Below are 26450 nucleotides of genomic sequence, written 5' to 3'. Positions count from 1 at the left end.
CCTCCCACACGGATTCTGCGGGAGCGGGCACACCCGTTCCCACAGGGGCATCGGACCGAACCCCATGAACGCACCGATCTTTTCCTCCCATACTTTCCGCCCATCAAGCGCAGGCATACGCCACATCGCCACTGTCCTGCTGGCTTGCCTCATCATGACGCTATCGGCCAACGCCATCGCCACGGTCGACCCGGCCAGCCAGCAGTTGCGGGATCAGCAACAAGCCGTGCGGCAACTGGAACAGCAGCAGCGGCTCGAACGCTGGCAGCGCAGGCAACCTGCCAACGCCACTGAAGACAGCGATACTGCAATGCTCGACCCCGACCAGCACTGCTGGGCGATCAGTGGGGTACGCCTGGCCGGCAACCGCATGCTCGATACCCGGCAACTGCAGCCGATCGTGCGTGCGCTGTCGTCCACTTGCATGGGGGTCGCCGAAATTGACCAGCTACTCAAACAACTGACCCGGCACTACGTGCAAGCCGGATATCCCACCAGCCGCCCCTATGTGGCCCGCGCCCCTGAGCACGGCGCCCCGCTGGACATCGTCATCGTCGAAGGCTTCATCGAATCGATCGAACTGGCTGGCGCCGACCTGCCGCTGTCGCTGCAAGGCGCATTTCCGGGCATGCTCGGCCTTCCCCTGCACCTGCCGGATCTCGAGCAAGGCCTGGACCAACTCAACCGGCTGCGTGCCTATGACCTGCAAATGGCCTTGCTGCCGGGCGAGATGCAAGGCGGAACCCGCGTCGTGCTCGAACCCCGGCGCGTCGCTTCACGCGCCCACCTGGACGCCCTGCTCGACAACCGCGGCGGGGAACTGACCGGCCGCCACCGTCTCAACCTGGGGCTTGGCCTGGACAGCCCGCTGGGCCTGAACGACGACCTGCGCCTGTCGCTAAGTTCGGTGGTGTTCGACGCGCCTGGCCAAAGCGAAGGCGTCAGCCTGTACTACAGCATTCCCCATGGCCGCTGGACCTTCACCCTGAATGCCAGCCAGATGCGCTACCGAGCGCCGATCCCAAACACCCGCTACGCCAGCAGTGGCCGCAGCGAGTTCTACGGCGTCGGCGCCGAGCGCGTGCTGTGGCGCAACCAGCAAGGCATGCTCAGCGCCAGCGCCCGGCTGGACCGCAAGCAATTGCTCAACCGCTTCGGCCCCGCCGTACTGGCGCTGCAGAGCCCGACCCTGGCCACCCTCGAAGCTGGCCTGAACCTGCTGTGGCTCGAAGGTGGACTGTGGAACGCTTACCTGGGCGTAAGCCAAGGGGTACGCTGGTTCGGCGCCGACCGACCGTTCGCCCACAAGCAGGCGCCACGTCCGGACTTCACCAAGTACCGCGCCAACTTGCTGCACCTGCGCCAGGGCCAGGCTCAATGGCCCTGGCGCTGGCAAAGCGAACTGGCCCTGCAATACAGCGCCCATGTGCTGCCCGCCGTCGAGCAACTGCAATTGAGCGATCACTCGGCCGTGCGCGGATTCCGCAAGCACAATGTCGCGGGCGCCAGCGCCGGGGCATGGCGCAACACCCTCAGCCAGCCGCTACCCCTGCCGGTACCGTTACGCCCGTCCTTCGGCGTGGACCTGGGCTGGGCCCGCTATGCGCGCACCAGCCCGTCGCAGCGCCTGGTCGGTGCCTCGGCAGGGGTCGAACTGAACCTGCCGCACAGCACGTTGCGCCTGGACTACCAACGCGCACTGCACGCCAGCGATCGCCCGCGCAAATCACTGGAGCAAGGCTTCTGGGTCGCGCAATGGTCCCTCGCGCTCTGACCGGCATGTGGGCTACCACCTGAGCCGGCGCTGCCCGACCGTGTCCTCGGGCCCCAGCCATTGCACGCCGCGCAGCACGGGCGTCAAACCGGCATCGGCCTGCAACACGAAATCGACCTGCGCTTGCCGGGCCGCCAGGTCGGCCTCCAGGCTCATCTGGTGCTGGCCGTGGCGAACCAGGCCAGCGCTCAACCGCCAGCCCTGACGGCAGTCCATCGCCAGCGAGCCCTGTCCCAGCACCAGCGACCAGGGCGCGCTCAAAGCCAGGTCGGCGACGGTGATGCTGCCTGCGGCGGCCCGACAATGTTGCCCCGAGCCTTGCAGCTTGATACTGCCCTGCCATTGCCCGGCCAGGCGATAGTCACCGCCGACGCTTGGCTGTGCGCCCAATGCCTGGAGGTCCGCCTGCCAACGCCACGGCCAACCACTCAGGCGGCCTTGCCAGCCCTGCTCCTGGAAGCCCAGGCGCACCTGCAGGTCGCGCTGCCATGGACGCCATGTCCATTGCACGGGTCCCACCGGTCCCAGCCGGGCAAACTGCCCTTGCCACAGGCTGCCGTTCACTCCCTCCGCCGGCAACCCGAACCCCGCCACCAGCCAGCGCGCCGGCAGTTCGAACACCAGGGTCAGACAGAACACCAAGCCCAGCCAAAGGTACGCCCGCCGCCTCATGGTCGAAGCCGCACGGTGAAACGCAGCCCCTCGGCATCTCGCTCCAGCCCCCATTGCAACGGCTGCGCGCCTTCATCGCGCAGGGCCTGCAACCAGCCCTGCAGGGCTTGGGCATCGGCCACCTTGCCGCGCAGCAGCCAGCCTTCGTCCTCGGACTGCACCTCGACTAACTCGATGTGCCGGGCCTGGGCCGATGGGTGCAACGCTTCAAGGGTCAGCGCAGGCTGGCGTGGCTGTGCCGCCAGCGATTCGGCCAATGCCTGCCATTGCCGCTGTTCCTGCCAGAAGGCCACGCCCTCGCGCAGCGCCAGCAACCCCAGCAACAGCGCGACGACGGCCCAGGCCAGCGATAGCCGATGCTGTCGCACCCATTCACGGCTCATGCGGCGCTCCCCAGGTCGAACACCACGCGGCGCGCCTCGTCTTCTACCTGGACCTGCACGCCGGCTGCCGTGGCCATTTCCTGCCAGGGTGCCACTGCACCCTCTCCGACCAACTCAAGGTGCCAACGCTGGCCATCGAAGCGCACCACTTGCAGACGCCAGCCGGGATGATCGTTCAACCATCCATGGACTTGCGTCTGCAATGCCTCGAGCTGGCGCAGGCGCACCTGGCTTTCACGCGCCTCGTCCTGCAGTTGCGTCAACACCCGCGCCGCCTGGCGAGGCGTCGGCTGGACGCCGGTAACGGCCTGCACCTGGGCGCGATAGAGCTGGGCCTGGCGCCAATGTTGCGCGCTCCACAACCCGCCCCACGCCAACATCAACGCCAGGCAGGCAATTGCCAGGCGCGCCTGCCCCTTTGCCAGGCGCAGAACTTGGCGTGGCCGGCGGGCCTCGAACAAGCCGGGCAAGCCATCGAGCGGGGCCAGCACATCGGGCCAGTCGCCGTCGATGCACTCGACCTCGCCAGGCAGCCAGGCAAGCGCGGGCGGCGTGCCAAGCCCCTGCGGCCAGGCCAGCCAGTGGGCCTGGCCCTTGTACAGGCTCATCGCTCCTCGTCGCCAGTGCCAAGCCGCTTCTGCTGCACAATCGGGCAACAACTGGAACTCGGCCCAGCAACGTTCCACGGTCAGCCCCCAGCCGGCGCACTGCCCCCGCCATTCCTTGAGCCTGCCCCGCGCCACCACCAGCAGGCGCAACTGCCCTGCGTGACGCCCGATGCAGCCGCACAGCACATCATCGTCGCCCTGCAGCAAGCGATCCTCGAGCAGCAAGGGCCATTCTTCGCGTTTCAGCCCTGGCGGCGCGGGCAGCTGGAAATGACTGCAATGTTCACCGGGGACGATCAGGGCAACCCGCGCCCCGAGCCCCGCCGGAGGTTCGCCCCGGCCTTGGCGCAATGGACGGCCTTGGCTGACCAACAGCCAATCCCAGACCTCACCGGGGCGCAGCAGCAGCCAGGGTTGTGCCGGCGCCCGCCGGCGCCATTCAAGCTTCATGCGCGCCCCCAAGGCAGAACGAAGGTACAGGTATAAGGTGCTCCATCACGCACTAGCTCCACGCGCACGCCCCTACCGGGGTGCGCCGGTTGATCGGAAGGCCAGGCCAGCCAACGGCCGGTCTGGTGGTAGAGAACATTCATCGCGCTGACCCGCTCCAGCCGTTCGCGTAGCACCCAAACCGGGGCCGCGGCGGCGTACAGGTCGGCCGAGGTTTCCAGCAGCAGCCGTTGTTCACGCGGCTCGAAGCGCAGGCGCTGGCGCTGCAGGCGCGATCCCCCTTCGGCCTGCGGCCAGGCGGCGGCGGCCACCCACAGCAGTTGCTGACGGTCGGGCTGCCAGTCGAGCCAGCGCGCCGCCAACGGCAAACGCTGCTCGTACAGGCGGCGCAGCACCGGGCTGTCGAAACGCCGCTCCAGGGCCAGGCAAAAATCCACTACGCCGGTTTCGCTCACCTGTTCATCGAGCCGCTCGCGAACCTTCAGCCAGCCGTTGACCAGCGCCGACAGCATCACCCCGAGCAAGGCCGTGAGGGCCAGGGCCACCAGCAGTTCGATCAGGGTCATGCCCACCTGGCGCCGTTTCATGGCCGCTCCAGAAACACAGTGAACTGCCCCAGCGGCAGGCGCTGGTCACGATCGGCATGCAACAGCAGTTCGCCACGGCGCAGGTCGCGCACACCGGTGCGGCGCAGTTGCAACTGCCAATGACAGGCCTGCCCGCCCTCCACCAGCACACCGTTGTCCTGGTTGGTCACCGGCCAATACTGCTCGACCACGAAGCGTGCCTGCAGCTCACGGGCGCACAGCAGGCCCAGGCGATGCTGCTGCACGGTGTCCTGCACCGCCAGGCGCTGGCGCAGGACCTGGCTGGTGATCACCGCCAGGACGGCGGCGATGCCCAGGGCCACGCTCACCTCCAACAGGGTGAAGCCGCGTTGCCGGCGCTTCATGGCATCGCGCTCACGCGCAATTGCCCGCCGCGGTCCCAGTCCCAGCGCTGACCGCCCTCGGCCCAGCGCCAGCGCACAGTGCCCGGACGTGACCAGCCATCGGGGGTAAACAGCAGCGCTGGCGCCTGGCTGGCTGGCCAGTCCGGGCGCAGGCCTTTGGGCCAATCGCCGAGCGCCACGGTTTCCACCTGCCAGTGCTCGCCTTGCCGACGGACGAACTCGGGGCGTTGACCGTTCCAGCGCAGCCCGCGCAACTGCCCGGCATGGCGCGCCAGGTCGGCCTGGGCCACGGTGGCGGCGGCCAGGCGATCGAGCGCCTGGTCGATGCTGCTTCTGCCGCTGTCGAGCCAGGCCACGGCCAGGCTGGTCATCAAGGCGGCAATGGCAAGCACCACCAGCAGTTCGAGCAGGCTGAAACCACGCTGGAGGGGGTGGGCCATAGGCTTGATCAACTTAAAGCGCCCAGTTGCCCAGGTCGGCATCCAGCCCTTCGCCGCCCGGCACGCCATCGGCGCCCAGCGAATACACATCAACCCGGCCATGCTCGCCGGGCATGCGGTACTGGTACGGGGTGCCCCACGGGTCTTCCGGCAGGCGGCGGATATAGCCGTCACTGCGCCAACTGCGCGGCAGCGGCTCCTGGGTCGGCTTCTTCGCCAGCGCCGCCAGGCCCTGTTCGGTGCTGGGGAAGCGCAGGTTATCCAGGCGATACATGTCCAGCGCCTGCTCCAAGGTCGCGAGGTCGGCCATGACTTTCTGCTTCATGGCCTTGTCCTGGTTGCCCAGCACGCTGGGCGCGACCACGGCGATCAGCAGGCCGATGATGAAGATCACCACCATGATTTCCATCAGCGTGAAGCCCCGCTGGCGGTTACGTCGTTGCGGCATCGAAGTTCTCCTTGTCACAGTTGCAATCCCTGGTTGAGCTGCATGATCGGCAGCAGCACCGCCAGCACGATGAACAGCACCACGGCGCCCATTACCAGGATCATCAGCGGTTCGAACAGCGCCATGGCGGTGTCCACCTGGCGGGCGAAGCCGCGCTCCTGGTCATCGGCCACCCGTTCGAGCATGTCGGCCAGGGTGCCGCTGGCCTCGCCGCTGCCGACCATGTTCACCAGCAGCGGCGGAAATTCCCCGGCGTTATCCAGCGCCCGATGCAGGCTGGTGCCGCCCTGCACCTGCTGGCGTACCTGCTCCATGGCTGCGCGGATGCGCCGGTTGCCGACTGTCTCGGTGGCCACCTGCAGGGCTTCGAGCAGGGCCACGCCGCTGCCGCAGAGGATCGCCAGGCTGCGTGCCAGGCGCGCGCTCTCCAGCACTTGCAGCAGCACACCCATACGCGGCAGGCGCAGCAGCAGGTCGTCGCGGCGCAGGCACCAGTGCGGCTTGCGCAGCAGCCAGCCGCCCAACAGCGCGGCCAGGATCGCCAGTGCCAGCAGATAGGGGCCGGCCTGCACCAGCCCCTGGCTCAAGCCGATCAGTAGCGACGTGATGAACGGCAGGCTCTGCCCGGAGTGGGCGAACTGCTCGGTGAGCTTGGGCACCACGAAGGTCATCAGGCCGACCACCACGGCCAGTGACACGCCCATCAGCACCGCCGGGTAGATCAGCGCGGTGCGTGCCTTGTGGCGCTGGCGCTGGACCTGTTCGAGATGGTCGGCCAGACGGCTCAGCACCTGGCCAAGACGCCCGGAGCGCTCGCCGGCCTCGACCAGCGCGCAATACAAGCCGGTGAACGGCGCGCCCTGTCGCGCCAGGCTACGCGCCAGCCCCAGGCCCTCGGCGAGGGAGCCGCGCAAGGCCACCAGCACCGCGTGCAAGGCCGGCTGGCGTAGCTGCCGCTCCAGTGTGGCAAGGGCATCGACCAGGGGGATGCCAGCGCCAACCAAGGTCGCCAGTTGGCGGGTCAGCTCGCACAGTTGGCCACGGGTCAGGCGCTGACGACCGGGCTGTGCGCTATCGTGGCGTTGCAAGTGCCGGGCGAACAGGCCCTGCTCGCGCAGCAATTGCCGCGCATGGCGCTCGCTGTCGGCCTGCACGCTGGCCTTGTGCGCCTTGCCGGCAAGATCCACGGCCTGGTAGCGATAGGTCGGCATGGCTAGCCCTGCACCACGCGCAGCACTTCGGCCAGGCTGGTCTCGCCACGGGCCAGGCAATCGCGGGCCTCAGCCACCAGGCTCTGCCGGCGGCCATCCAGGTAGGCCTGCATGGCCAGTTCGCTCTCGCCGTCGTAGAGCAAGGCAACCAGCCCGGCGTCCAACTCGATGAACTCATACAGCCCCAGACGGCCGACATAGCCGCTGCCCTGACAGTGCTCGCAGCCGACCGGGTGAAAGCTTTCGCGCAAGCTGCCCAACTCCGGCCACAGTTCACGCTCGGCGCTTTGCAGCGGCTGCGCCACCGCGCAGGTGCACAGGCGCCGCACCAGGCGCTGGGCCAGCACGCCACGCAGGCACGAGGCAATCAGGAACGGCTCGATGCCCATGTCGCGCAGGCGGGTCACCGCACCGACGGCACTGTTGGTGTGCAGGGTCGACAGCACCAGATGCCCGGTGAGGCTGGCCTGCACGGCGATCTGCGCGGTCTCCTGGTCGCGGATCTCGCCCAGCATGATCACGTCCGGGTCCTGGCGCAGGATGGCGCGCAAGCCACTGGCGAAGGTCAGCCCGGCACGCGGGTTGATGGCGGTCTGGCCGATGCCGGCGATGGCGTATTCCACCGGGTCCTCGACGGTGAGGATATTGCGGCTGCCGTCATTCAGGCTGTTGAGGCTGGCGTACAGCGTGGTGGTCTTGCCCGAGCCGGTGGGGCCGGTGGACAGCACAATGCCATTGGGCCGTGCCAGGCAACCACGCAAGCCGCGCAGCACGGCGGCAGGCATGCCCAGGTTGTCCAGCGCCAGCAAGCTGGCCTGCTTGTCGAGCACGCGCATCACCACCCGCTCGCCATGGATACCGGGCAAGGTCGAGACCCGCACATCCACCTCGCGCCCGGCGGCGCGCAGAGTGATGCGGCCATCCTGGGGCTGGCGCTTCTCGGCGATATCGAGCCGCGCCATGACCTTGATCCGCGACACCAGCATCGCCGACAACGCCCGTGGCGGGCGCAGCACCTCGCGCAGGTGGCCGTCGATGCGCAGGCGCACCACCAGGCTCTGCTCGAAGGTCTCGATATGGATATCCGAAGCGCGCAGGCGCAGCGCCTGGCCGAACAGGCCGTTGATCAGGCGGATCACCGGTGCTTCGTCATCGCTTTCCAGCAGGTCCTCGATGCGCGGCATCTCGCTCATCAGGCTGTCCAGGTCGACTTGCTCGCCGATGCCTTCGATCAAGGCCTGGTTCGCCGCCTCGCCAGCCTGGTAAAGCTGGCCGAGACGCTCGTCGAAGCTCGCACTGTCGAGCTGCTCGACGCCCACCGGCTGGCCATGCACGCGCAGCAGTTCCTGCAATTGGTCACTGTCGGCGTCGCCGCGCAGCCACAACTGCCAGCCGTTTTCAGCCGGCGCCATTGCCACCCCGCTCTGCCGTGCCAGGCGATAGGGCAGCATCACCAGTCACCGCCTTCCAGACGTGCCCGGCTGGCGGGGAACACTTGCAGCAACGGCAGGCCCTCGGCCAGCGCCGGCAGCTTGAGCGGAGTGTTTTGCTGAAGGCTCTGGTACTTCTGCTGGCTCAGTCCGGCCAGGCTCTCGCCATCGCGCAGGATGCGCGGGCGAATGAACACCATCAGGTTCTGCTTGGTGTTCTTGCTGGCGTCGGAACGGAACAGCCGGCCCAGGTAGGGAATATCACCCAGCAGTGGTACACGCTGATTGCTGGTAGCCAGCTCGTCGCTGATCAGCCCGCCGAGGATCACCAGGCCGTTGTCCTCGACCATGACCTTGGTCTTGATCTCGCGCTTGTTGGTGATCACATCGCTAGCGGCGCTGGAGTCGGCGATCGACGACACCTCCTGGACGATGTCCAGGCGCACGCTGTCGTCGATGCTGATCTGCGGTTTGATGCGCAGCTTCACCCCGACTTCCTTGCGCTCGATGGTCTGGTAGGGGTTGGCGTTGTTCTGGGTGACGGAGCCGGTGACGAACGGCACCTCCTGGCCCACCAGGATCGACGCCTCGGCATTGTCCAGGGTCAGCAGGGTCGGCGTGGACAGCAGGTTGAAACCGCTCTTGCCCTTGAGTGCGTTGACCAGCATGGCGAAGTTGAAGCCACCACCGATATGGCCGATGCCGGCGGTGGCGCCGGTGGTGGCCGAAAGCAGCTTGCCGAGTTTCTCGTTGTCGCCGCTGCTGGCGGCCCCGGCGATGCTGGCGATGTTCACCCCGTTGCCGCCGAAATTGACGATGCCGGCGCCGAACTTCTCGTCGGCGAACAGCCACTGCACGCCCAGTTCCTGGGCGCTGCTGTCGGAGACCTCGGCGATGATCGCCTCGACCACCACCTGCGCCCGGCGAATGTCCAACTTCTCGACGATACTGCGGTAGGCGGCCAGTTCGCTGTCCGGGCCGACCATCACCACGGCGTTGGTGCCCTCCTCGTACTCCAGGCGAATGCCCGAGTCGCTGGCCGCCGGCACCGGCGCATCCTTGCCCTCGCCTTCCGCCGCCGGCACCGTGCCAGCCTGGCTCAGGCCGCGCAGCACCTTGACCACTTCGGCGGCATTGGCGTGGCGCAGATAGATGACCTGGGTGTTGCTGCTGCGCAGACTGTCGCTGGGCCGGTCGAGCTGCACCAGCAGCGCCCGCACCCGCTCCCGGCTGTCGGCGCTGCCACGCACCAGCAGCGCATTGCTGCGCGGGTCGGCAACCACCTGGGCGCTGTCGGCGCCCTGCTCGCGGGCCAGCAGGCGGGTCACCAGGCCAGCGGTGTCGGCAGCGCTGGCATGCTTGAGCGGCATCACCTGCAACGGCTCGTCGCTGACCTGGTCGAGCTGGCGCAGCAGGCTGTCGATGCGCTCCAGGTTACTGCGCCAGTCGGTGACCACCAGCAGGTTGGCCGCCGGATACGGGGTGATCACCCCGACCCGTGGGTCGATCAGCGGCTTGAGAATGCCGAGCATCTGCTCACTGGCGGCGTTGCGCACATTGAACACGCGGGTGGCCACGCCGTCGCTGCCTTCGGCCTTCTTGCCCGCGGTTTCCACCGGCACCGGCTCCAGGCGCGCGGCCTGGTCGGGCACGATCTTCACGCTGCCGTTGGGCAGGTCCACGGCCGCGAAGCCCTGGGCGCGCAGCTGGGCAAGGAAGATGTCGTAGATGGCGTCGGCGTCGTGGCGATCGACCGTGCGCACGGTGACCTTGCCCTGCACCCGGGGGTCGACGATGAAGGTGGTGCCGGTGATGCGCGACACGCTGTCGATGAACTCACCGAGCTCGGTGTCGACGAAGTTCACCTCGTACAGCGGCGTGCCGTCGTCGGCGAAGACCTCCGGCTCTTCGGCCCGGGCCAAAGACATGCCGAGCATCAGCAGCCCGGCCAGACAGTACCTTGCGATCATCATTCATCCTTGGCGCTTGAAGCCGGTCACGGCGGGGCGTGGTGGCCAGGGCAGGCGTTCGCGCCGCCCGTTGTTGTCGAAGATCAGGCCATCGGCGTCGATGTCCTGCAGCACGATGCCCGGCGCCAGGCGCTGGCCACGGCCGAGGGTGCGCACCTGTTGGCCATGGCGCAGTACCACCACGCTGGCCGACAGCGGCTGGGCCTTGAGCCCGCCCAGGTAGGCCAGGGGCAGGCGGGTGAGCGGGATGCGCCCGTCATCGACAGGCGTCTGCCAGTGCTCGGCCAACAAGCCTGGCAACGGTGCCGGCGCCGGCACCGGCGCATTGGCCGGTTGCGGCTGGCGGCTGAGCAGCAGCACGCACTGCGCCGCCAGCCAGCCGGCGAGGGTCAGCAACGCGAAGCTGAAAAGACGCGAGATCACGCGGCCACCTGGTGCGGGTGCCAGCCAGGGTGGCCCTGCACGTAGCGCACGGCCGGCAGTTGCAAGGGAGCCAGGGCCCAGCCCGGCGCCTGGCGGGTCAGCCAGGCTTCGAGGGTCTGCCACAAGGGCGCGCCGGCCTGGGCATCGAAGTGCAGGCCAAAGGTGCGGCACAGGCCCTCGACGGGTTGCAGGCCGATGATGCGCTTGCCGTTAGGGCTGTAGCTGACCTGCCAGTCCTGGCTCTGCCAGCGCGGCAGGTCCTGGCTGTTGTCCAGCAGCAACGGGTCGCCGAACAGCTGCTCGGCGGCGTTCTCCAGCACCTGCTCGACCTGGCGCGCCGGGGCCTCGACCACCGGTGCGGCGTAACCACCGGTCAGGCTTATGAGGTGCTCACGGGTGATCGACTCGCCCGCTGTCAGCGGGTAGTCGTAGCGCAGGCCGGGCAGCAGCACCGGCATGCTCGAATCATCGGCCAGGGCATGGTGCAACAGGCGGTCCCAGCTGCCGCCACGGGTATCGCGGCGCCACAATGCTTCAGGGGCACGCGCCAGCGGCTGGTCAAGCCAGGCGGCATGACCGCTGCGCTGGCGTTGCAGTTCGCTGCGCAATTGGCTGGCACGGGCCAGGGCCTGCGGTGCGAGGCTGTGCTCGAAGGCCGGGAAGAACCGCGCCTCGAACTGCCATTGGCCGCCTGCCTGGCGGCAGCGCAGGCGAAACGCGCCACTGGCCCGGCAACCGGCGAACAGCACCGGTACCCGGCGGCCGCTGGCTTGGGTGGCCAGCACCGGCGCCGGCCACAGGTCCTGGCCACGGGCACACAGCAGCACATCCACCTCGGGTATGCGCTCGGCCAACCACAAGCCCGGGCCGGTGCCGACATCCGCCAGCGCCACCACCAGGTCGGCCTCGCGCCGGGCTTGCTGGAAGCTCGGTTGCAAGGATTGGTACCACTGTTTCAGGGAGGCTTTCTGGTCCTGGGCGTAGGGGTCGGTGACGCCGACCACTGCGATGCGCACACCGCCACGCTGGAACACCTGCAGCCCCTTGACGCCCAGCGCCTTGCCCTGGGCATCGGCCAGCCCGGCGCCGAGGGTAATCGAGGAGGACTGCCGATAGAGCCCGGCACTGCGCTGCGGCCACAGCACACGCTCATCACTGCTGACCCGCGCTTCGCTGCCCAGCAGTTGGCTGCCCTGCACACCGCTTTCGCCCTGGGTGAGGTAGGCCAGGCCGCTGCCGTTCCAGCATTGGCCGTTCTCCAGGGTCAGGCACTGTTCGCTACCGGCCTCGCGCCGCAGCTGTTCGAGCAGCGCGGCCAATACTGCATAACCTCCAGTATGGGCCTGGCCGGCAAGGCCAGCATCGAGCAACGGCGCCAGCGCCGGCTGCCCGGCGCTGGCATTCGGCCCGCTCATCCAGGGTGCACGGCCCAGGTGGCTGACCGGGCCCAGGCGTGTGGCCGGCACAACGGCCTGGCCCGGTTGGCGGGCGTCGAGGGTGTCGGCGACATACAACAGGTCCAGCGCCCGATCGGCCCCGCCACGCGGCAGGGGCAAAGCCGAGCAGGCGCCGAGCAACGGTGCCAGGGCACCGACACCCATCCAGCTGATCACTTCGCGCCTTCTCGCCATCGACTCCGCCATCCCTGTTCACGTAGGGCTCCGGATATTGCGGCGCTTGCGTGACAGTTTGATGGCAGAAAACCGACGTTAATTCCAAAACAGCGCAGGTTAACGCTTTAGTAATAGCGGTGAGTTTTAAAGGCTCTTTAACAAATCTGACAATCAATCATCATACTTGCCCTCTACAGTCGCGGTTTCCTTCAACTCAGCCAAAAAAAGGACACCCTGATGAGTCGAGATACCGGCGATAACCTGGACCGCAACCAGAGCGGCAACCTGCCGATGGCCAGTGTCATGGACACTTACCTGAGCCGTCGCTCCGTGGTGCGCGGCAGCCTCGGCGCGGCCATCGCCATGATCGCCGGTGCCGGCCTGACCGGTTGCTTCGACAGCGGCGGCGGCTCGGATCACGACGATCCAGCGCCGCAGCCGGAGAAACCCAAACTCAAGCTGGGCTTCAACTCCATCGCCGGCTCGCGCACCGACGCCTGCGTGGTCGCCGCCGGCTACAGCGCCTACGTGCTGGCCCCTTGGGGCACGCCGCTGAACGCCACCGCCAACCCATGGAAGGCCGACGGCAGCAACACCTCCACCGACCAGGCCAACGCCATGGGCATGCACCACGACGGCATGCACTTCTTCCCCATCAACGGCAGCTCCAGCGATGGCCTGCTGGCGATCAACTTTGAATACATCGACACCGCCGCCCTGCACCCGGCCGGCCCCACCACCGTCGCCGGCAAGCGCCCGGTCGAAGAGGTGCGCAAGGAAATCAACGCCCATGGCGCCGGCGTGGTGCGCATCAGCAAGGTCGCCGGGCGCTGGCAGGTGGTCGACAACGACCCGCTCAACCGCCGCTTCACCACCGTCTCGCTGATGGATATCGCAGGCCCGATGCGCGGCACCGACCACGTCAAGACCAAGTTCTCACCCACCGGCACCCAGTGCCGCGGCACCAACAACAACTGCGGCAACGGCTACACCCCGTGGGGCACCTACCTGACCTGCGAGGAGAACTGGCCCGGCATCTTCGTCAACAAGGGTGTGCGCCCGGCCGACCAGGTGCGTATCGGCGTCTCTTCGAGCAGCGGCCAGTACAAGTGGGAAACCGCGGCGGGTGATGCCAGCGAAGTGGCCGGCGAATTCGCCCGCTTCAACATCACCCCCAGCGGCGCCAGCGCCACCGACGACTTCCGCAACGAAGCCAGCACCTATGGCTACATTGTCGAGATCGACCCGTACACTAACAACACCCTGGCGGTGAAGCGCACCGCCCTGGGCCGCTTCCGCCACGAAGGCTGCTGCCCGGGCCTGCCGGTGGCCGGCAAGCCGCTGGTCTGGTACACCGGCGACGACTCCAACAACGAATACCTGTACAAGTTCGTCTCCGACGCGCTGTGGGACCCGGCCGACGCCAATCCGGCCGACCGCCTGGCCACCGGCGCCAAGTACATGGACAAGGGCAAGCTGTATGTCGCCCGCTTCGATGCCAACGGCACCGGCGCCTGGCTGCTGCTCGACGTGACCACCCCGACCACCGCCGGCAGCACCCTGGGCGCGCAGTTCGGCGACCTGCCGGGCATCATCCTCAACACCCGTGGCGCTGCCGACGCCGTGGGCGCCACGCCCATGGACCGCCCCGAGTGGACCGCCGTCAACCCGCTCAACGGCGATGTCTACCTGACCCTGACCAACAACAGCGCGCGCACCGCGGCCAAGGTCGACGCGGCCAACCCGCGCGGGCCGAACCGCCACGGCCACATCATCCGCTGGCACGACAGCGACGACCACAAGACCTTCACCTGGGACATCTTCGTGTTCGGCGCCAACGCCGCCGGTGCGCCAGACATCAACCGCTCGGGCCTGACCGAACTGAACCAGTTCGCCAGCCCCGACGGCATGAGCTTCGATAGCCGCGGCGTACTGTGGTTCGAGACCGACAACGGCGAAGCCACCCTGACCAGCTACACCAACGACCAGGTGCTGGCAGTGATCCCCACCGACCTGGTGGACGCCAACGGCAAGCAGGTCCCGGTCAACGCCACCAACCAGGTGGACCTGCGCCGCTTCTTCGTCGGGCCGAATGGCTGCGAGGTGACGGGGATTGCCTTCACCCCGGACAACAAGACCATGTTCGTCAACATCCAGCACCCGGACAACTGGCCGAGCACCGACAAGGCCACCGACCTGACCCCGGCCGGTACCTCGGTACGGCCGCGGGCCTCGACGGTGGTGATCCAGCGTAATGATGGCGGGGAGATCGGTACGGCCTGATCGAGTCGACCCGCGTTCCCACGGTGACAAACGAAGAAGCCGCCCATGGGCGGCTTCTTTCGATTCGACTGAGGCTCAGTAGACCTCGAGGTTCCAGCCCACCGGTTCGACGGGCTCCCCCTTGAGGATCTTCTCGGCCCGCTCGGCCATTGCCTTGCACAACTCCTCGCCTGTCATCTCACGCTTCTTGGCAGTGTTGGCGGGCGTCGGTTTGCGAACCAGTGGTGTACGCAGCTCAATTCTCATATTCATGCTCCTTGTCGCAGGGCACGCCTTGCGCGCCAGCGTGGCCTGCCTCAGGCGAGGCTAGCATCTTGCCCAAATGGTAGCAGACTGGGTTCATCAACTGCACGAACAGGTCTGCACGGTCTGCATTCATCAGCATGTTCTCGGCATTTTTGCTGACGTTCAAGACCCCCATCAATGCGCCCTGATGATAAAGGGGCAGGCTGATCAGCGATTTCGCATGATCAAGCTTGCGGTAGTAATCCTTTACCTGTTGCTCGTATCTGGGATTGATTTCGCTGTTGGTGATTTTCTGATTGGCGAACCACAGTGCCATGGTTTCATTGATGTTCGGTACATAGCCAGGTTGGCCGGTCGCCGCCGCTCGCGCCGGCCCCGGGAGGTTTGGATGATGGAACGATGGGTCATAGCACGCCGTTCGAGTGAATGGCAGGCAGATCTGCTCGGCCGACGCATCGGGACGCCCGGGGCATGATGAGTTGACGGACAGACCGGTGTCCTGGATGAACAGGATGCCTGAACAGCGCTCGATCACCACGTCATAGGATTGGTTGTGCAGAAAGAACTCATACTGCAGCAACCAGTTCTGCAATGCGTATGAGTCCTGGCTGGCGAAAGTTTGCGCCTCATCACCCAAGGCCAGGTCGCGTACCGGGGTCAGGGCAATTTCGTCCCGATACAGGACCCTCATGATGTTCGCATGGTAAGTGACGAAACGGTTGGATGCCGAGACTCCATCCCACAGCCTGGTCAGGCTCAGGATGATCGACATGATGGTTCGAATGCGCTGCACGATCGTTTCCGGGCTGAGCGTGCAAGCCTCGTACTTGGTCAACTGACGCAACTCGCCGATGGTTCTCAGCGCATCCACATAGTCATTGATGAACTGCCGGGGCGGCAGATTGGTCAGACGCCCTTCCATCTCCCGGCGTTGACGCTCCAGGTCGGCTTCCTTGCGACGCGCGATATCCGTCAGACCCAACTCGCGCAACCACACCAGCAGAAGCGCAACCACTGTCAGGCAGAGCGCAATGATGGAGTGCGCGTAGGTTTCTGGCACAGGGAGCGATGTGTCATCGATCAGGTACTTGCACTGTTCGAGGATCGGTGTGCTGCAGATCGATACGAATCCCGCGCTGCCGACAGAGAACACTGCCAGCAGGATCGACCCGGCGGCAGACGCAAAGCACTTCGAGAGCCCTGTCCGGAATCGCCCGTCAATGGACACGCCGTCACTCAGGGCCTGGAGGGTTTTCTCGCCCCAACCGGGGCGGGTGGTGTTCGGCATGAGAGGTGAATGCCCGGTAATACAAGTGGTCGGCGGGTAGCTTAGCCGCCCGCGTCACCGGCCATGCTGAACAGATCGCCTCATCCGACATTTCCTACGATACCTAGCGAATTTCCAACCATCAGTAACAAAGTCTCACCCGGCTACGGGCTCCCGCCCCCTGACCCGCACCTGCTGCGCCGGCACCCGCGCATGCCATTGCACCACGCCCAGCGCCTCGATCTGGAACTGGCTGCGCAGCGTGCGCCCCTCTTCCTCGAACGACAGCTGCAGGACGAAATGGCCGCTGTTGAGCAGCAACCCTTCGCTTAGCCGGGCGAAGGTCTCGTCATCCACCGCCCCCAGCGCCTGGCGCAAGGCCGCGGCATCGACATACCCGGCCGCCGGGCGGCCACTGATCACACGGCTGAGCATCGAACGGGAAAACCGTCCTTCGTACATCGCCTCCAGCAACGGCAGGTGTTCCAACCCCAGGGCATTGGCATTGAGCCGCCAGCCGCTGGTCGACGGCAGCGCGCAGAGCATTCGATAGCGGCCTTGCCGACCACTGTCCGGCTCCAGCAGCAGGTTCAGCTCACTGGTGTCGAGCATCGGCTGGTTGGCCGCCAGTCGCGGTGGTTGCTGGCGCAGGTACTGGGCGCTCTCGGCGCCCTGCAGGCGGGCATCGCTGTCGGCATCCAGCCAGTCGGCCAGGGCATCGACCAGCCGTTCGGCAGCCATGTCATCGCCCAACAGCTGGCGCAACTGGCGCTCGGCCCGTGGTCCATCCTCCCCCAGCAGGGCGTTGACGTTGAAGCAGCTGTGCTGGTCGATCACCCGCAACTGTGCCTTGCCGGCACCAAAATCATAGGCCAGCGGCTGCCCACGCAGGGCCTGCCAGAACAGCGGGCTGGCGCGCCAGGCCGGATCACGCAGGGCCTGGGAGGCGTAGGCCAGCCCCGCCTGCTCCATGGCCCGCACCTGCACCCGCTGGTGCAGCAGCCGCACCGCGTCCACCTGGCGCCGGCCATCCTCCACCAGCCAGGCCAGCCCCGCTGCGAGCATCGCCAGTACCACCAGCACCATCAGCAGTGCCGCGCCCTGTTGTCGCCTGCGCCCCATCCCTGTCTTCCCGTGGCCGCTGAAAAGCGCCAGTCAACACGCCAGTTGTTGCAGGCAGATGGCAGTCATGTGCCCGTCATCTGCGCAGGGCAGGATTGGCCTTCCTTTTTCTTTGACCTGACAGGAGTGGTCTTACATGGGTGGCATTGGAATCTGGCAATTGGTGATCGTGCTGTTGATCGTCTTCCTGCTGTTCGGCACCAAGCGTCTCAAGGGGCTGGGCGGTGATGTCGGCGAGGCGATCCAGGGCTTTCGCAAGTCCATGGGCGGCACTGCCGACAACACTGTCGAGCAACAGCCGCAGGTGCTGAACAATCAGCCGGTGCAGCAGTCGCAAACGGATCGTCAGGCCTGATGTTCGAGATCGGCTTCACCGAACTGCTGTTGGTGGGCATCGTCGCGCTGCTGGTGCTCGGCCCCGAGCGCCTGCCGGTGGCGGCGCGGACCCTGGGCCGTGGGCTGGGCCAGGCCCGTCGGGCACTGAATGCGTTGAAGGCGCAGGTGGAACGGGAGATCGACATGCCCGCCCTGGATGCCGCGCCGTTGCAGCGCCTGGAGCAGGAGCTGCGCCAGGGCATCCAGCTCGACGCGACGCCGGCCAATGACCCGACACCAGTCGCCCATGCCAAGGAGAGCGCTTGATGTCCCTCGCTCTCGACCAGGCGACGCGCATGCCACTGACCGATCACCTGCGCGACCTGCGCAAGCGCCTGGTGCGCTGCCTGCTGGTGATCGCGCTGGTGTTCTGCGGGCTGTTCCCCTTTGCCCAGACGCTGTACACGCACATTTCCGAACCGCTGCGCCGTTACCTCCCCGAAGGCGCCAGCATGATCGCCACCAGCGTCACCTCGCCGTTTCTTGCGCCGTTCAAGCTGACGGCGATGTGCGCGCTGTTCGTCGCCATGCCGCTGCTGCTGCACCAGGCCTGGGGCTTCATCGCCCCGGGGCTGTACCGCCGCGAACGGCGCATCGCCCTGCCCCTGCTGGTGTCGAGCATCGTGCTGTTCTACGGCGGCATGGCGTTCGCGTTCTTCCTGGTGTTCCCGATGATGTTCGGTTTCTTCGCCAGCGTGACCCCGGACGGGGTGGCGATGATGACCGACATCGGCCTGTACCTGGACTTCATCCTGGCGCTGTTTTTGGCGTTCGGCCTGGCCTTCGAGATCCCGGTGGCGACCTTCATCGTAGTCTGGGCGGGGCTGACCGACGTGGCCACGCTGCGACGCAGCCGGCCTTATGTGATCGTCGGCTGCTTCGTGGTGGGGATGATCCTGACGCCGCCGGATGTGTTTTCCCAGACCATGCTGGCGGTGCCGATGTGGGTGCTGTTCGAGGTGGGATTGCTGGCGTGTGGGTTGGTGCGGCGGGCGGAGTAAAAGGCAGGAGCCATTACTTGGTCGGGTGGCAGCCGTACTCGGAGTGAGAACCGGTCACGAAGAAAACCGATCAGGCAAGGCCTGCCCGCCTACGGCTGCCATGGCAGAGCAGCGATCTTCGTTATACGGACTCTCACGCCCGATTAAGGTGGCAGCCATGAACGGGGTGAGAATCCGGGGCACAAGAAACCCGGTCAGACCGAAGTCTGCCCGTGCACGGCTGCCATGAAGGGACTGCCGAAAAACCTGTACTCCAGGATTCTCACATCCTGGTCACCAAATCTGGCGACCAGGTGAAGTTATCCCTGGGGTCTTTCCCCGACAACGCAGCAGCTTCCGGCAAGCACGTAGGATAGTTCCCAAGCATTTCTGGCTGAAGCATTTGGTTTCAAGTTCGGAAATGTCCGACAGGAGATTGGGGGGACGGGGCGTTCATCGATAGGAGGGCTACGCCTGTGAGACCGAGCGCCAAATATCTATCGACATACATCCCCATCGACACACCAATCCAGACCAGTGGTATTGACCTGGTATTAAAGTGGTATTAATTTTCATCCCACAACAATACCGGACACCGCCCATGCGTCCTCTAACCGCCCTGCGCCCCGACGACACCAGCGCCACCCCGCTCTACCTGCAACTGGCACGCAACCTGGAGCAGGCCATCCACGCCGGCCAGTGGACCGCCGACCAGGCCCTGCCCTCGGAGCGCACCCTCAGCGAAACCCTGGACATCTCCCGGGTCACCGCGCGCAAGGCCCTGGAAGTCCTGCTCGAACAAGGCCTGATCCAGCGCATCCAGGGCTCCGGTACCTTCATCACGCCACGCCTCGAACAACCCCTGTCACGCCTGTCGAGCTTCAGCGAAATGCTGCGCATGAAAGGCTTCGTGCCCAGCTCGCAGTGGCTGGAGCGCAGCATCGGCACGCCGAGCAGCGACGAACTGATCCGCCTCGGCCTGTCGCCCACCGACCAGGTGGCCCACCTCAAGCGCCTGCGCAAGGCCGACGACATCGTCATGGCGGTGGAGGTCAGCACCCTGCCCGCCCGCCTGCTCGGCGACCCACAGGCCATCGGCGATTCGCTGTACCAGCACCTCGACCAGCTCGGCCGCCCGGTGGTCCGCGCCCTGCAACATATCCGCGCGATCAACGCCAGCGACGAACTGGCCGCCCAGGTGGGCATCGCCCCCGGCACCGCCATGCTGCTGATGACCCGGATCGGCTACCTCGACGACAACACCGCCATCGAGCTGACCGACACCTATTGCCGCAACGACTACTACGACTTCGTCGCCGAACTGCGACGCTGACCGGAGCCTCCATGGACATCGCCAACATCCTCACCCCCGACGGCTGGGTGCGCGGACAACTGCACCTCGAAAACGGCCGCATACAGGCCATCGAGGGCACGCCGTGCGACCCGCAGGCCAACGACCTGCCCTACCTGTTGCCCGGTTTCATCGACCTGCATGTGCACGGCGGCGGTGGCAGCGACATCATGCAAGGCGGTGAGGCCTTCGCCACCATCGCCCGCACCCATCGGCGCTTCGGCACCACCTCGCTGCTGGCCACTACCATGACCGCACCACGCGAGGAACTGGCCCGCGTGCTGGGCGAACTGGGCGCGCACCTCAAGCAACCGCGCCAGGGCGCGCGCATTCTCGGCGTGCATCTGGAAGGCCCGTACATCAATCCCGGCAAGCTCGGCGCACAGCCGAACTTCGCCCACCAGGCGCTACTCGACGAGGTCGAGGAATACCTGGCCCTGGCACCGATCAAGGTCATCACCATCGCCCCGGAAATCGCCGGGCACCTGCCGCTGATCCAGGCCTTGAGCCAGCGCGGCATCCGCCTGCAGATCGGCCACACCCTGGGCAGCTACGAGGAAGGCGTGGCGGCGCTGGAAGCCGGCGCCAGCAGCTTCACCCACCTGTACAACGCCATGAGCCCGCTGCACCACCGCGAGCCGGGCATCGTCGGCGCGGCCCTGGCCCACGCCCGCTACGCCGAGCTGATCCCCGACCTGCTGCACGTGCACCCCGGGGCGATCAAGGTGGCCCTGCGCGCGATCCCGTGCCTGTACTGCGTCACCGACTCCACTGCCGCCGCCGGCATGCCCGACGGCGAATACCGCCTGGGCAGCCACACCGTGACCAAGTGCCTGGGCGGCGTGCGCCTGCCCGACGGCACCCTGGCCGGCAGCACCCTGACCATGGACCAGGCCCTGCGCAACCTGGTGAAGATCGGCCTGCCCCTGGCCGAGGCCTCCGCGCGCCTGTCCCGCCACCCCGCCGATTACCTCGGTATCGCCGACCGTGGCCGCCTGCAACCGGGCGCCTGGGCCGACGCGGTGCTGCTCGATCGCCAACTGAACCTGACCGCCGTGATGGTCGAAGGAGAAACCGCATGAGCTCAAGGATGCTCGAAGAAGCCCGCAGCTGCGCCGATGTCGTCGAACGACAGAACCAGACGCTGGACCCGCGCCTGGAAACCCTGAGCGAACAGCTGCGCCGGCTCGACCCGCAGGTGGCGCTGACCGTGGCCCGCGGCAGTTCGGATCACGCCGCCAGTTACTTCGCCTATGTCGCCATGCAGCAACTCGGCCTGCCAGTGGCCTCGCTGCCGATGTCGGTGGTGACCTTGCAGCAGGCGCCGCTGCGGGTGCGCGGCCAGGTGGCGCTGGGCTTCTCGCAGTCGGGGCAGAGCCCGGACCTGGTCGACAGCCTGCGTCGCCTGAACCAGTGCGGCGCGACCACCGTGTCGCTGGTCAATGCCGAGGGCTCGCCGCTGGAGCAGGCCTGCCAGCACCACCTGCCGCTGGGCGCCGGCCCCGAGCTGTCGGTGGCGGCGACCAAGAGCTTCGTCGCCACCCTGAGCGCCAGCGCCCGCCTGGTCGCCCATTGGGGCCAGGACCGCGCCCTGCTGGCAGCCGGCCTTGCCCTGCCCGCGCAATTGCGTGAAGCCGCCGCCCAGGACTGGAGCCCGGCCCTCGACACCTTGCGCGATGCCGAACGGCTGATGGTGATCGGCCGTGGCGCCGGCTTTGCCATCGCCCAGGAAGCGGCGCTCAAGCTCAAGGAAACCTCGGTGATCCAGGCCGAGGCCTTCAGCAGCGCCGAGGTGCGCCACGGCCCCATGGCGCTGATCGACGCCCAGTACCCGCTGCTGGTGTTCGCCCCGCGCGGCGTCGAGCAGGCCGGCCTGCTGCAACTGGCCGCCGACATGCGTCAGCGCGGCGCAAATGTGCTGCTGGCGGCGCCGGCCGATATCGCCGGGCGCGACCTCACCCTGAGCTGCGCCGAACACCCGGCCCTGGACCCGCTGCTGGCGATCCAGAGCTTCTACGTCATGGCCGCGGCCCTGGCCGAGGCCCGTGGCCTCGACCCCGACCAGCCGCGCCACCTGAGCAAAGTGACCTGCACGCAGTGAAGCCGCGAGGAACAGCGCATGCCCGACAATAACAAGATCATCCTCCATGCCCCGCTCGCCGGGCCGCTGGTGCCGCTGGAGCAAGTGCCAGACCCGGTGTTCAGCAGCGCCACCCTCGGTGACGGCGTCGCCATCGACCCACTCAACGACGTGCTGCACGCCCCGTGTGCCGGCGAAGTGGTGCAACTGGCCCGCACCGGCCACGCGCTGACCCTGCGCGCAACCAACGGCGCGGAAATCCTCCTGCATATCGGTGTCGACACCGTGCAACTGCAGGGCCGTGGTTTCTCGCCGTTGGTGGCGCTGGGCGACCAGGTCAGCCAAGGCCAGCCGCTGGTGCGCTTCGACATGGACCAAGTGGCGCAGCACTGTGTCAGCCTGGTTACGGTGATGCTGATCAGCAATGGCCCTGGCTTTGGCCTGAGGCGATTGGAGGCAGGCAATGCGCAACTTGGCGCGGCGCTGCTGGAGGTCGAGGCCATGGCTCGCGAAGCGAATGCCCGGCCGGTCAGCCATGAAAGCGCGCGCGGTCATGCCCGGGTCGCTCATCACGGCGGCCTGCACGCCCGCCCCGCCGCCTTGCTGCGCCAGACTGCGCAAGGCTTCCAGAGCCGAGCCATGCTGCGCTTCGCCGAGCGCGAGGCCGACCTCGACAGCCTGGTGGCGGTCATGGGCCTGGGTGTTGGCGAAGGTGCCGAAGTCGAACTGATCTGCACCGGGCCGGACAGCCAGGTCGCGCTGCAGGCGTTGATCGCCGCCGTACAGACGGCCTCGGTCGGTGAGCGCCATGCCGCGCATGCGCCAACCAGCACCGCCATGCCCAAGCCCGCTGCCGGGCCCGGCATGCTTACCGGTGTCTGCGCCGCCCCCGGCCTGGCCCAAGGGCCGCTGGCCCGGCTGGACGGGGTCAGCCTGCCGCCCGACAACGGCGACAACGACCCCGCCGCACAGCACCACGCGTTGAACACGGCCTTGGCCGACGTGCGCCACGCCATCGACCGCGACTGGCGCCACCTGCCGCGCGGCCAGGAGGACGCAGCCGCGATCCTCGAGGCCCACCTGGCCTTGCTCGACGATCCGGCCCTGCTCGGCGACGCCCGCCAGCATATCGCCAACGGCGTCGCCGCCAGCCATGCCTGGAGCCGTGCCATCGATGCCCAATGCCAGATCCTGCGTAGCCTGGGCAACCCGTTGCTGGCCGAACGCGCCAACGACCTGTACGACCTGCAGCAGCGTGTTCTGCGGGCCTTGCTTGGTGAAACCCGGCAACTGCGCCTGCCGCCCTCGGCCATTGTCGTCGCCCATGAACTGACCCCGTCCGACCTGCTGCTACTGGCCCGCCATGAGGTCGCCGGGCTGTGCATGGCCGCCGGCGGCGCCACCTCGCACGTCGCCATCCTTGCCCGCGCCCGCGGCCTGCCGTGCCTGGTGGCCGTGGGCGAAGCGCTGCTGGAGTTGCCCGCCGGCACGCCGCTGGTGCTGGACGCCGACCAGGGCCGCCTGGAAACCGAGGCTGATGCGCAGCGTCTGGCCGAGGTGCGTCAGCATGTGCAGCAGCGCCGCGAAACCCGCCAACGCCAGCAGGCCGCCGCCCAACAGAGCGCCCGCACCCGCGATGGCCAACTGATCGAGGTCGCCGCCAATGTCGCCAGTGCCGAGGAGGCCGCCGAGGCCTTGGCCCAAGGTGCTGACGGCATCGGCCTGCTGCGCAGCGAGTTCCTGTTCATCGACCGCCCCACCGCGCCGGACGAGACGGAGCAGCGCAGCGCCTACCAGGCCGTGCTCGATGCCATGGGCGAGCGTCCGGTGATCATCCGTACCATTGATGTAGGCGGCGACAAGCAGCTCGACTACCTGCCCCTGCCGGCCGAGGCCAACCCGGTACTGGGCCTGCGCGGCATCCGCCTGGGCCAGGTACGCCCGGAACTGCTCGACCAGCAGTTGCGCGCGCTGCTGCAAGTCAGCCCGCAACAGCGTTGCCGGATCATGCTGCCGATGGTGACCGAAGTCGACGAGCTGATCGCCATCCGCCAGCGCCTGGACCGGCTGGCCGGCGAGCTGGGCATCGCGCAACGCGCCGAGCTGGGGGTGATGATCGAAGTCCCCGCCGCGGCGCTGCTCGCCGAGCGCCTGGCCGAACATGCCGATTTCTTCTCCATCGGCACCAACGACCTGTCCCAGTACACCTTGGCCATGGACCGCGACCACGCCGGCCTGGCTGCGCGGGTGGATGCCTTGCACCCCGCCCTGCTGCGCCTGATCGAGCTGACCTGTCAGGGCGCGGCGAAGCACAGGCGCTGGGTCGGCGTGTGCGGCGCGCTGGCCTCCGACCCGCTGGCCACGCCAGTGCTGGTCGGCCTGGGCGTGGCCGAGCTGTCGGTCAGCGCGCCGCAGATCGGCGAGATCAAGGCGCAGGTGCGCCAGCTCGATGCCACCGCCTGCCGCCGCTTCAGCCAAGGCCTGCTGGGCTTGTCCAGCGCCGCCGCGGTGCGCCAGGCCTGCCGCGACTTCACCGCCCAGTCCCACGCCCAACCGGCCGCCGCCGCGGCCCTACAACAATAATCGGAGCGCACCATGTACCAGCACTTCATCCAGGGCCTGCAACGGCTCGGCCGCGCCTTGATGCTGCCCATCGCTATCCTGCCCATCGCCGGCCTGCTGCTGCGCCTGGGCGACACCGACCTGCTCGACATCGCCCTGGTGCACGACGCAGGGCAAGCGATCTTCGCCAACCTGGCGCTGATCTTCGCCGTCGGCATCGCCGTGGGCTTCGCCCGCGACAACAACGGCACCGCCGGCCTGGCCGGGGCCATCGGCTACCTGGTGCTGGTGGCGACGCTGAAGGTGATCGATGCGAAGATCGACATGGGCATGCTCGCCGGGATCATCTGCGGTCTGCTCGGCGGTGGCCTGTACAACCGCTTCAAGGACATCCAGCTGCCGGACTACCTGGCGTTCTTCGGCGGCCGGCGCTTCGTGCCGATTGCCACCGGGGTGTCGGCGGTGTTCCTCGGGCTGCTGTTCGGACTTATCTGGCCACCGATCCAGCATGGCATCAACGACCTTGGCCAACTGATGCTGGAGAGCGGCAGCATCGGCGCGTTCTTCTTCGGTGTGCTCAACCGCCTGCTGATCATCACCGGCCTGCACCACATCCTCAACAACCTGGTGTGGTTCGTCTTCGGCAGCTTCCAGGCGGCCAGCGGCCAGGTGGTGACCGGCGACCTGGCGCGCTTCTTCGCCGGTGACCCGAACGCCGGGCAGTTCATGGCCGGCATGTTCCCGGTGATGATCTTCGGCCTGCCCGCCGCGTGCCTGGCCATGTACCGCCACGCCCTGCCGGCCCGGCGCAAGCTGATCGGTGGCGTGCTGTTGTCGATGGCACTGACCTCGGCGCTGACCGGGGTGACCGAGCCGATCGAGTTCGCCTTCATGTTCCTCGCGCCGCTGCTGTACCTGATCCACGCGCTGCTCACCGGAGTGTCCATGGCGGTCTGCGACCTGCTGGGCATCCGCCTGGGCTTCACCTTCTCCGGCGGCGCCATCGACATGGCCCTGGGCTGGGGGCGCTCCAGCAACGGTTGGCTGGTGTTCCCTATAGGCCTGCTGTATGCGGTGGTCTACTACTTCGTGTTCGACTTCTGTATCCGCCGCTTCGACCTCAAGACACCAGGGCGCGAGGAACAACCCGGCAACGAAGCGGCGGCCGGCGTGGAGGTGCCCAGGGCCCGGCGCTATATCGACGCACTGGGCGGCGCCGCCAACCTGCAAGGGGTGGACGCCTGCACCACGCGCCTGCGCCTGGTACTGGCCGATCGCGGCCTGGCCCAGGACCAGGCCTTGAAAGCCCTCGGCGCCATGGCGGTGGTACGGCCTGGCAGCGGCGGCAGCCTCCAAGTGGTGGTGGGGCCGATGGCTGATGCGCTGGCCGATGAGATCCGTGGTGAGCTACCCCATGCGCGGGTGACGGCACCGGTAGCCGAGAAGGCCGCCGTGGTCACCGAGACAGTCGTCGTGGATGAATGGCTGCAGGCCCTGGGCGGGCGCGACAATCTGCTGGAAGCGCAGTGCGTGGCCTCGAGCCGGGTGCGGGTGCAAGTCAGGGATGAGAGCAAGGTGGCACAGGATCACCTGGCCGCCTTGGGATGCCTGGGAGTGAGTCCGCAGGCGGGTGGCGTGTGGCATCTGCTGGTAGGTGGCAAGGCGCCTGCGCTGGGCGCCGCCTTGCAAGGCTGAAAAGCATCGCGGGGCAAGTCGCATCGGCGCCCCCCCCCCCCCCCCCCCCGGGGGGGGGGGGGGGGGGGGGGGGCCCTGGGGCCTGGCCCCCGCGGTGCTATAACGCCGGCGGAAC

General features: G+C 67.4%; 25 protein-coding genes. 10 read left to right on the top strand and 15 right to left on the bottom strand.

Annotation, left to right across the window (positions count from 1 at the left end):
- Positions 1–154 precede the first annotated feature (154 nt).
- A complete protein-coding gene (locus ACVWY1_RS24855) occupies positions 155–1774 on the top strand; it encodes a ShlB/FhaC/HecB family hemolysin secretion/activation protein (protein WP_139669138.1) in 1620 nt (539 codons plus the stop codon).
- 12 nt (positions 1775–1786) lie between these two features.
- Here the strand turns inward: ACVWY1_RS24855 and ACVWY1_RS24850 are convergent, their stop codons facing one another.
- From ACVWY1_RS24850 to ACVWY1_RS24795, 12 genes are read right to left on the bottom strand one after another with little or no spacing between them, the layout of a single operon-like run.
- A complete protein-coding gene (locus tag ACVWY1_RS24850; protein WP_457378880.1) occupies positions 1787–2413 on the bottom strand; it encodes a hypothetical protein in 627 nt (208 codons plus the stop codon).
- Between the two features lie 29 nt (positions 2414–2442).
- The gene (gene gspM, locus ACVWY1_RS24845) at positions 2443–2829 is read right to left on the bottom strand and encodes a type II secretion system protein GspM (RefSeq protein ID WP_277501804.1); all 387 of its coding nucleotides are present in this window, start codon (positions 2827–2829) and stop codon (positions 2443–2445) included.
- Entirely contained in the window at positions 2826–3887 is a 1062-nt protein-coding gene (locus ACVWY1_RS24840) for a GspL/Epsl periplasmic domain-containing protein (protein WP_457378879.1), read from the bottom strand. The genes gspM and ACVWY1_RS24840 overlap by 4 nt, the downstream gene beginning before the upstream one ends.
- Positions 3884–4474, bottom strand: coding sequence for a prepilin-type N-terminal cleavage/methylation domain-containing protein (locus ACVWY1_RS24835; RefSeq protein ID WP_277501806.1), 591 nt, complete (start codon positions 4472–4474; stop codon positions 3884–3886). Before ACVWY1_RS24835 ends, ACVWY1_RS24840 begins: the two co-directional genes overlap by 4 nt.
- Positions 4471–4839: a type II secretion system protein gene (locus ACVWY1_RS24830; protein ID WP_102682922.1), complete on the bottom strand. Its 369-nt coding sequence runs from the start codon at positions 4837–4839 to the stop codon at positions 4471–4473. The genes ACVWY1_RS24835 and ACVWY1_RS24830 overlap by 4 nt, the downstream gene beginning before the upstream one ends.
- Entirely contained in the window at positions 4836–5279 is a 444-nt protein-coding gene (gene gspH / locus ACVWY1_RS24825; protein ID WP_277501807.1) for a type II secretion system minor pseudopilin GspH, read from the bottom strand. Before gspH ends, ACVWY1_RS24830 begins: the two co-directional genes overlap by 4 nt.
- Positions 5280–5292: 13 nt before the next feature.
- On the bottom strand, positions 5293–5727 hold the full coding sequence (gene gspG, locus ACVWY1_RS24820; RefSeq protein ID WP_110699795.1) for a type II secretion system major pseudopilin GspG: 435 nt from the start codon (positions 5725–5727) through the stop codon (positions 5293–5295).
- A 14-nt stretch (positions 5728–5741) separates the two neighbouring features.
- Positions 5742–6938 (bottom strand): type II secretion system inner membrane protein GspF, encoded by a 1197-nt coding sequence (gene gspF / locus ACVWY1_RS24815; protein ID WP_277501808.1) that lies wholly within the window; start codon positions 6936–6938, stop codon positions 5742–5744.
- Between the two features lie 2 nt (positions 6939–6940).
- Positions 6941–8389 (bottom strand): GspE/PulE family protein, encoded by a 1449-nt coding sequence (locus tag ACVWY1_RS24810; RefSeq protein ID WP_457378883.1) that lies wholly within the window; start codon positions 8387–8389, stop codon positions 6941–6943.
- Complete coding sequence (gene gspD / locus ACVWY1_RS24805; protein WP_457378878.1) at positions 8389–10338, bottom strand: type II secretion system secretin GspD; 1950 nt, start codon at positions 10336–10338, stop codon at positions 8389–8391. Before gspD ends, ACVWY1_RS24810 begins: the two co-directional genes overlap by 1 nt.
- A gap of 3 nt (positions 10339–10341) precedes the next feature.
- Positions 10342–10761, bottom strand: coding sequence for a pilus assembly protein PilZ (locus ACVWY1_RS24800; protein WP_102682925.1), 420 nt, complete (start codon positions 10759–10761; stop codon positions 10342–10344).
- On the bottom strand, positions 10758–12404 hold the full coding sequence (locus ACVWY1_RS24795) for a lipoprotein UxpA (RefSeq protein WP_457378877.1): 1647 nt from the start codon (positions 12402–12404) through the stop codon (positions 10758–10760). The genes ACVWY1_RS24800 and ACVWY1_RS24795 overlap by 4 nt, the downstream gene beginning before the upstream one ends.
- A 207-nt stretch (positions 12405–12611) precedes the next feature.
- Between ACVWY1_RS24795 and ACVWY1_RS24790 the strand changes: the two genes are divergently transcribed.
- The gene (locus ACVWY1_RS24790; RefSeq protein ID WP_457378876.1) at positions 12612–14657 is read left to right on the top strand and encodes a PhoX family protein; all 2046 of its coding nucleotides are present in this window, start codon (positions 12612–12614) and stop codon (positions 14655–14657) included.
- Between the two features lie 75 nt (positions 14658–14732).
- Here ACVWY1_RS24790 and ACVWY1_RS24785 read toward each other — a convergent pair whose 3' ends face one another.
- From ACVWY1_RS24785 to gspK, 3 genes are all read right to left on the bottom strand, one after another.
- Positions 14733–14903 carry a hypothetical protein gene (locus tag ACVWY1_RS24785; protein ID WP_203650986.1) on the bottom strand — a complete coding sequence of 57 codons (171 nt, stop codon included), beginning with the start codon at positions 14901–14903 and terminating at the stop codon, positions 14733–14735.
- The gene (locus tag ACVWY1_RS24780) at positions 14893–16191 is read right to left on the bottom strand and encodes a hypothetical protein (protein ID WP_457378875.1); all 1299 of its coding nucleotides are present in this window, start codon (positions 16189–16191) and stop codon (positions 14893–14895) included. The genes ACVWY1_RS24785 and ACVWY1_RS24780 overlap by 11 nt, the downstream gene beginning before the upstream one ends.
- A 135-nt stretch (positions 16192–16326) precedes the next feature.
- A complete protein-coding gene (gspK, locus tag ACVWY1_RS24775; protein WP_457378874.1) occupies positions 16327–17292 on the bottom strand; it encodes a type II secretion system minor pseudopilin GspK in 966 nt (321 codons plus the stop codon).
- 136 nt (positions 17293–17428) lie between these two features.
- Here gspK and tatA point away from each other — a divergent pair, with 136 nt between their 5' ends.
- The 8 genes from tatA (at position 17429) to nagE (ending at position 26335) form a co-directional block, all read left to right on the top strand.
- Positions 17429–17647 (top strand): twin-arginine translocase TatA/TatE family subunit, encoded by a 219-nt coding sequence (gene tatA, locus ACVWY1_RS24770; protein ID WP_457378873.1) that lies wholly within the window; start codon positions 17429–17431, stop codon positions 17645–17647.
- Positions 17647–17934, top strand: coding sequence for a Sec-independent protein translocase protein TatB (tatB, locus tag ACVWY1_RS24765; RefSeq protein WP_046854344.1), 288 nt, complete (start codon positions 17647–17649; stop codon positions 17932–17934). The genes tatA and tatB overlap by 1 nt, the downstream gene beginning before the upstream one ends.
- On the top strand, positions 17934–18668 hold the full coding sequence (gene tatC, locus ACVWY1_RS24760) for a twin-arginine translocase subunit TatC (RefSeq protein ID WP_110699809.1): 735 nt from the start codon (positions 17934–17936) through the stop codon (positions 18666–18668). Before tatB ends, tatC begins: the two co-directional genes overlap by 1 nt.
- 580 nt (positions 18669–19248) lie before the next feature.
- Positions 19249–19980, top strand: coding sequence for a GntR family transcriptional regulator (locus ACVWY1_RS24755; protein ID WP_038706720.1), 732 nt, complete (start codon positions 19249–19251; stop codon positions 19978–19980).
- Between the two features lie 11 nt (positions 19981–19991).
- Positions 19992–21080 (top strand): N-acetylglucosamine-6-phosphate deacetylase, encoded by a 1089-nt coding sequence (nagA, locus tag ACVWY1_RS24750; RefSeq protein ID WP_457378872.1) that lies wholly within the window; start codon positions 19992–19994, stop codon positions 21078–21080.
- Complete coding sequence (locus ACVWY1_RS24745; RefSeq protein WP_457378871.1) at positions 21077–22099, top strand: SIS domain-containing protein; 1023 nt, start codon at positions 21077–21079, stop codon at positions 22097–22099. Before nagA ends, ACVWY1_RS24745 begins: the two co-directional genes overlap by 4 nt.
- 18 nt (positions 22100–22117) lie before the next feature.
- Positions 22118–24661: a phosphoenolpyruvate--protein phosphotransferase gene (ptsP, locus tag ACVWY1_RS24740; RefSeq protein ID WP_457378870.1), complete on the top strand. Its 2544-nt coding sequence runs from the start codon at positions 22118–22120 to the stop codon at positions 24659–24661.
- A gap of 12 nt (positions 24662–24673) precedes the next feature.
- Positions 24674–26335 (top strand): N-acetylglucosamine-specific PTS transporter subunit IIBC, encoded by a 1662-nt coding sequence (nagE, locus tag ACVWY1_RS24735; protein WP_457378869.1) that lies wholly within the window; start codon positions 24674–24676, stop codon positions 26333–26335.
- The last annotated feature ends 115 nt before the right edge of the window (positions 26336–26450 follow it).

Source organism: Pseudomonas sp. TE6288 (genome assembly GCF_054062095.1).
This window is presented reverse-complemented; position numbering and strand designations above follow the sequence as displayed.

Coding starts and splice junctions, on each gene's coding strand:
- ACVWY1_RS24795 (WP_457378877.1), bottom strand. CDS start 12,404: ATGGCGGAGTCGATGGCGAGAAGGCGCGAAGTGATCAGCTGGATGGGT.
- gspK (WP_457378874.1), bottom strand. CDS start 17,292: ATGGGGCGCAGGCGACAACAGGGCGCGGCACTGCTGATGGTGCTGGTG.
- gspG (WP_110699795.1), bottom strand. CDS start 5,727: ATGCCGCAACGACGTAACCGCCAGCGGGGCTTCACGCTGATGGAAATC.
- gspD (WP_457378878.1), bottom strand. CDS start 10,338: ATGATCGCAAGGTACTGTCTGGCCGGGCTGCTGATGCTCGGCATGTCT.
- ACVWY1_RS24810 (WP_457378883.1), bottom strand. CDS start 8,389: ATGCTGCCCTATCGCCTGGCACGGCAGAGCGGGGTGGCAATGGCGCCG.
- ACVWY1_RS24755 (WP_038706720.1), top strand. CDS start 19,249: ATGCGTCCTCTAACCGCCCTGCGCCCCGACGACACCAGCGCCACCCCG.
- ACVWY1_RS24835 (WP_277501806.1), bottom strand. CDS start 4,474: ATGAAACGGCGCCAGGTGGGCATGACCCTGATCGAACTGCTGGTGGCC.
- tatA (WP_457378873.1), top strand. CDS start 17,429: ATGGGTGGCATTGGAATCTGGCAATTGGTGATCGTGCTGTTGATCGTC.
- ACVWY1_RS24745 (WP_457378871.1), top strand. CDS start 21,077: ATGAGCTCAAGGATGCTCGAAGAAGCCCGCAGCTGCGCCGATGTCGTC.
- nagE (WP_457378869.1), top strand. CDS start 24,674: ATGTACCAGCACTTCATCCAGGGCCTGCAACGGCTCGGCCGCGCCTTG.
- ACVWY1_RS24830 (WP_102682922.1), bottom strand. CDS start 4,839: ATGAAGCGCCGGCAACGCGGCTTCACCCTGTTGGAGGTGAGCGTGGCC.
- tatB (WP_046854344.1), top strand. CDS start 17,647: ATGTTCGAGATCGGCTTCACCGAACTGCTGTTGGTGGGCATCGTCGCG.
- ptsP (WP_457378870.1), top strand. CDS start 22,118: ATGCCCGACAATAACAAGATCATCCTCCATGCCCCGCTCGCCGGGCCG.
- ACVWY1_RS24790 (WP_457378876.1), top strand. CDS start 12,612: ATGAGTCGAGATACCGGCGATAACCTGGACCGCAACCAGAGCGGCAAC.
- gspF (WP_277501808.1), bottom strand. CDS start 6,938: ATGCCGACCTATCGCTACCAGGCCGTGGATCTTGCCGGCAAGGCGCAC.
- nagA (WP_457378872.1), top strand. CDS start 19,992: ATGGACATCGCCAACATCCTCACCCCCGACGGCTGGGTGCGCGGACAA.
- tatC (WP_110699809.1), top strand. CDS start 17,934: ATGTCCCTCGCTCTCGACCAGGCGACGCGCATGCCACTGACCGATCAC.
- ACVWY1_RS24855 (WP_139669138.1), top strand. CDS start 155: ATGACGCTATCGGCCAACGCCATCGCCACGGTCGACCCGGCCAGCCAG.
- ACVWY1_RS24785 (WP_203650986.1), bottom strand. CDS start 14,903: ATGAGAATTGAGCTGCGTACACCACTGGTTCGCAAACCGACGCCCGCC.
- ACVWY1_RS24780 (WP_457378875.1), bottom strand. CDS start 16,191: ATGCCGAACACCACCCGCCCCGGTTGGGGCGAGAAAACCCTCCAGGCC.
- gspM (WP_277501804.1), bottom strand. CDS start 2,829: ATGAGCCGTGAATGGGTGCGACAGCATCGGCTATCGCTGGCCTGGGCC.
- gspH (WP_277501807.1), bottom strand. CDS start 5,279: ATGGCCCACCCCCTCCAGCGTGGTTTCAGCCTGCTCGAACTGCTGGTG.
- ACVWY1_RS24840 (WP_457378879.1), bottom strand. CDS start 3,887: ATGAAGCTTGAATGGCGCCGGCGGGCGCCGGCACAACCCTGGCTGCTG.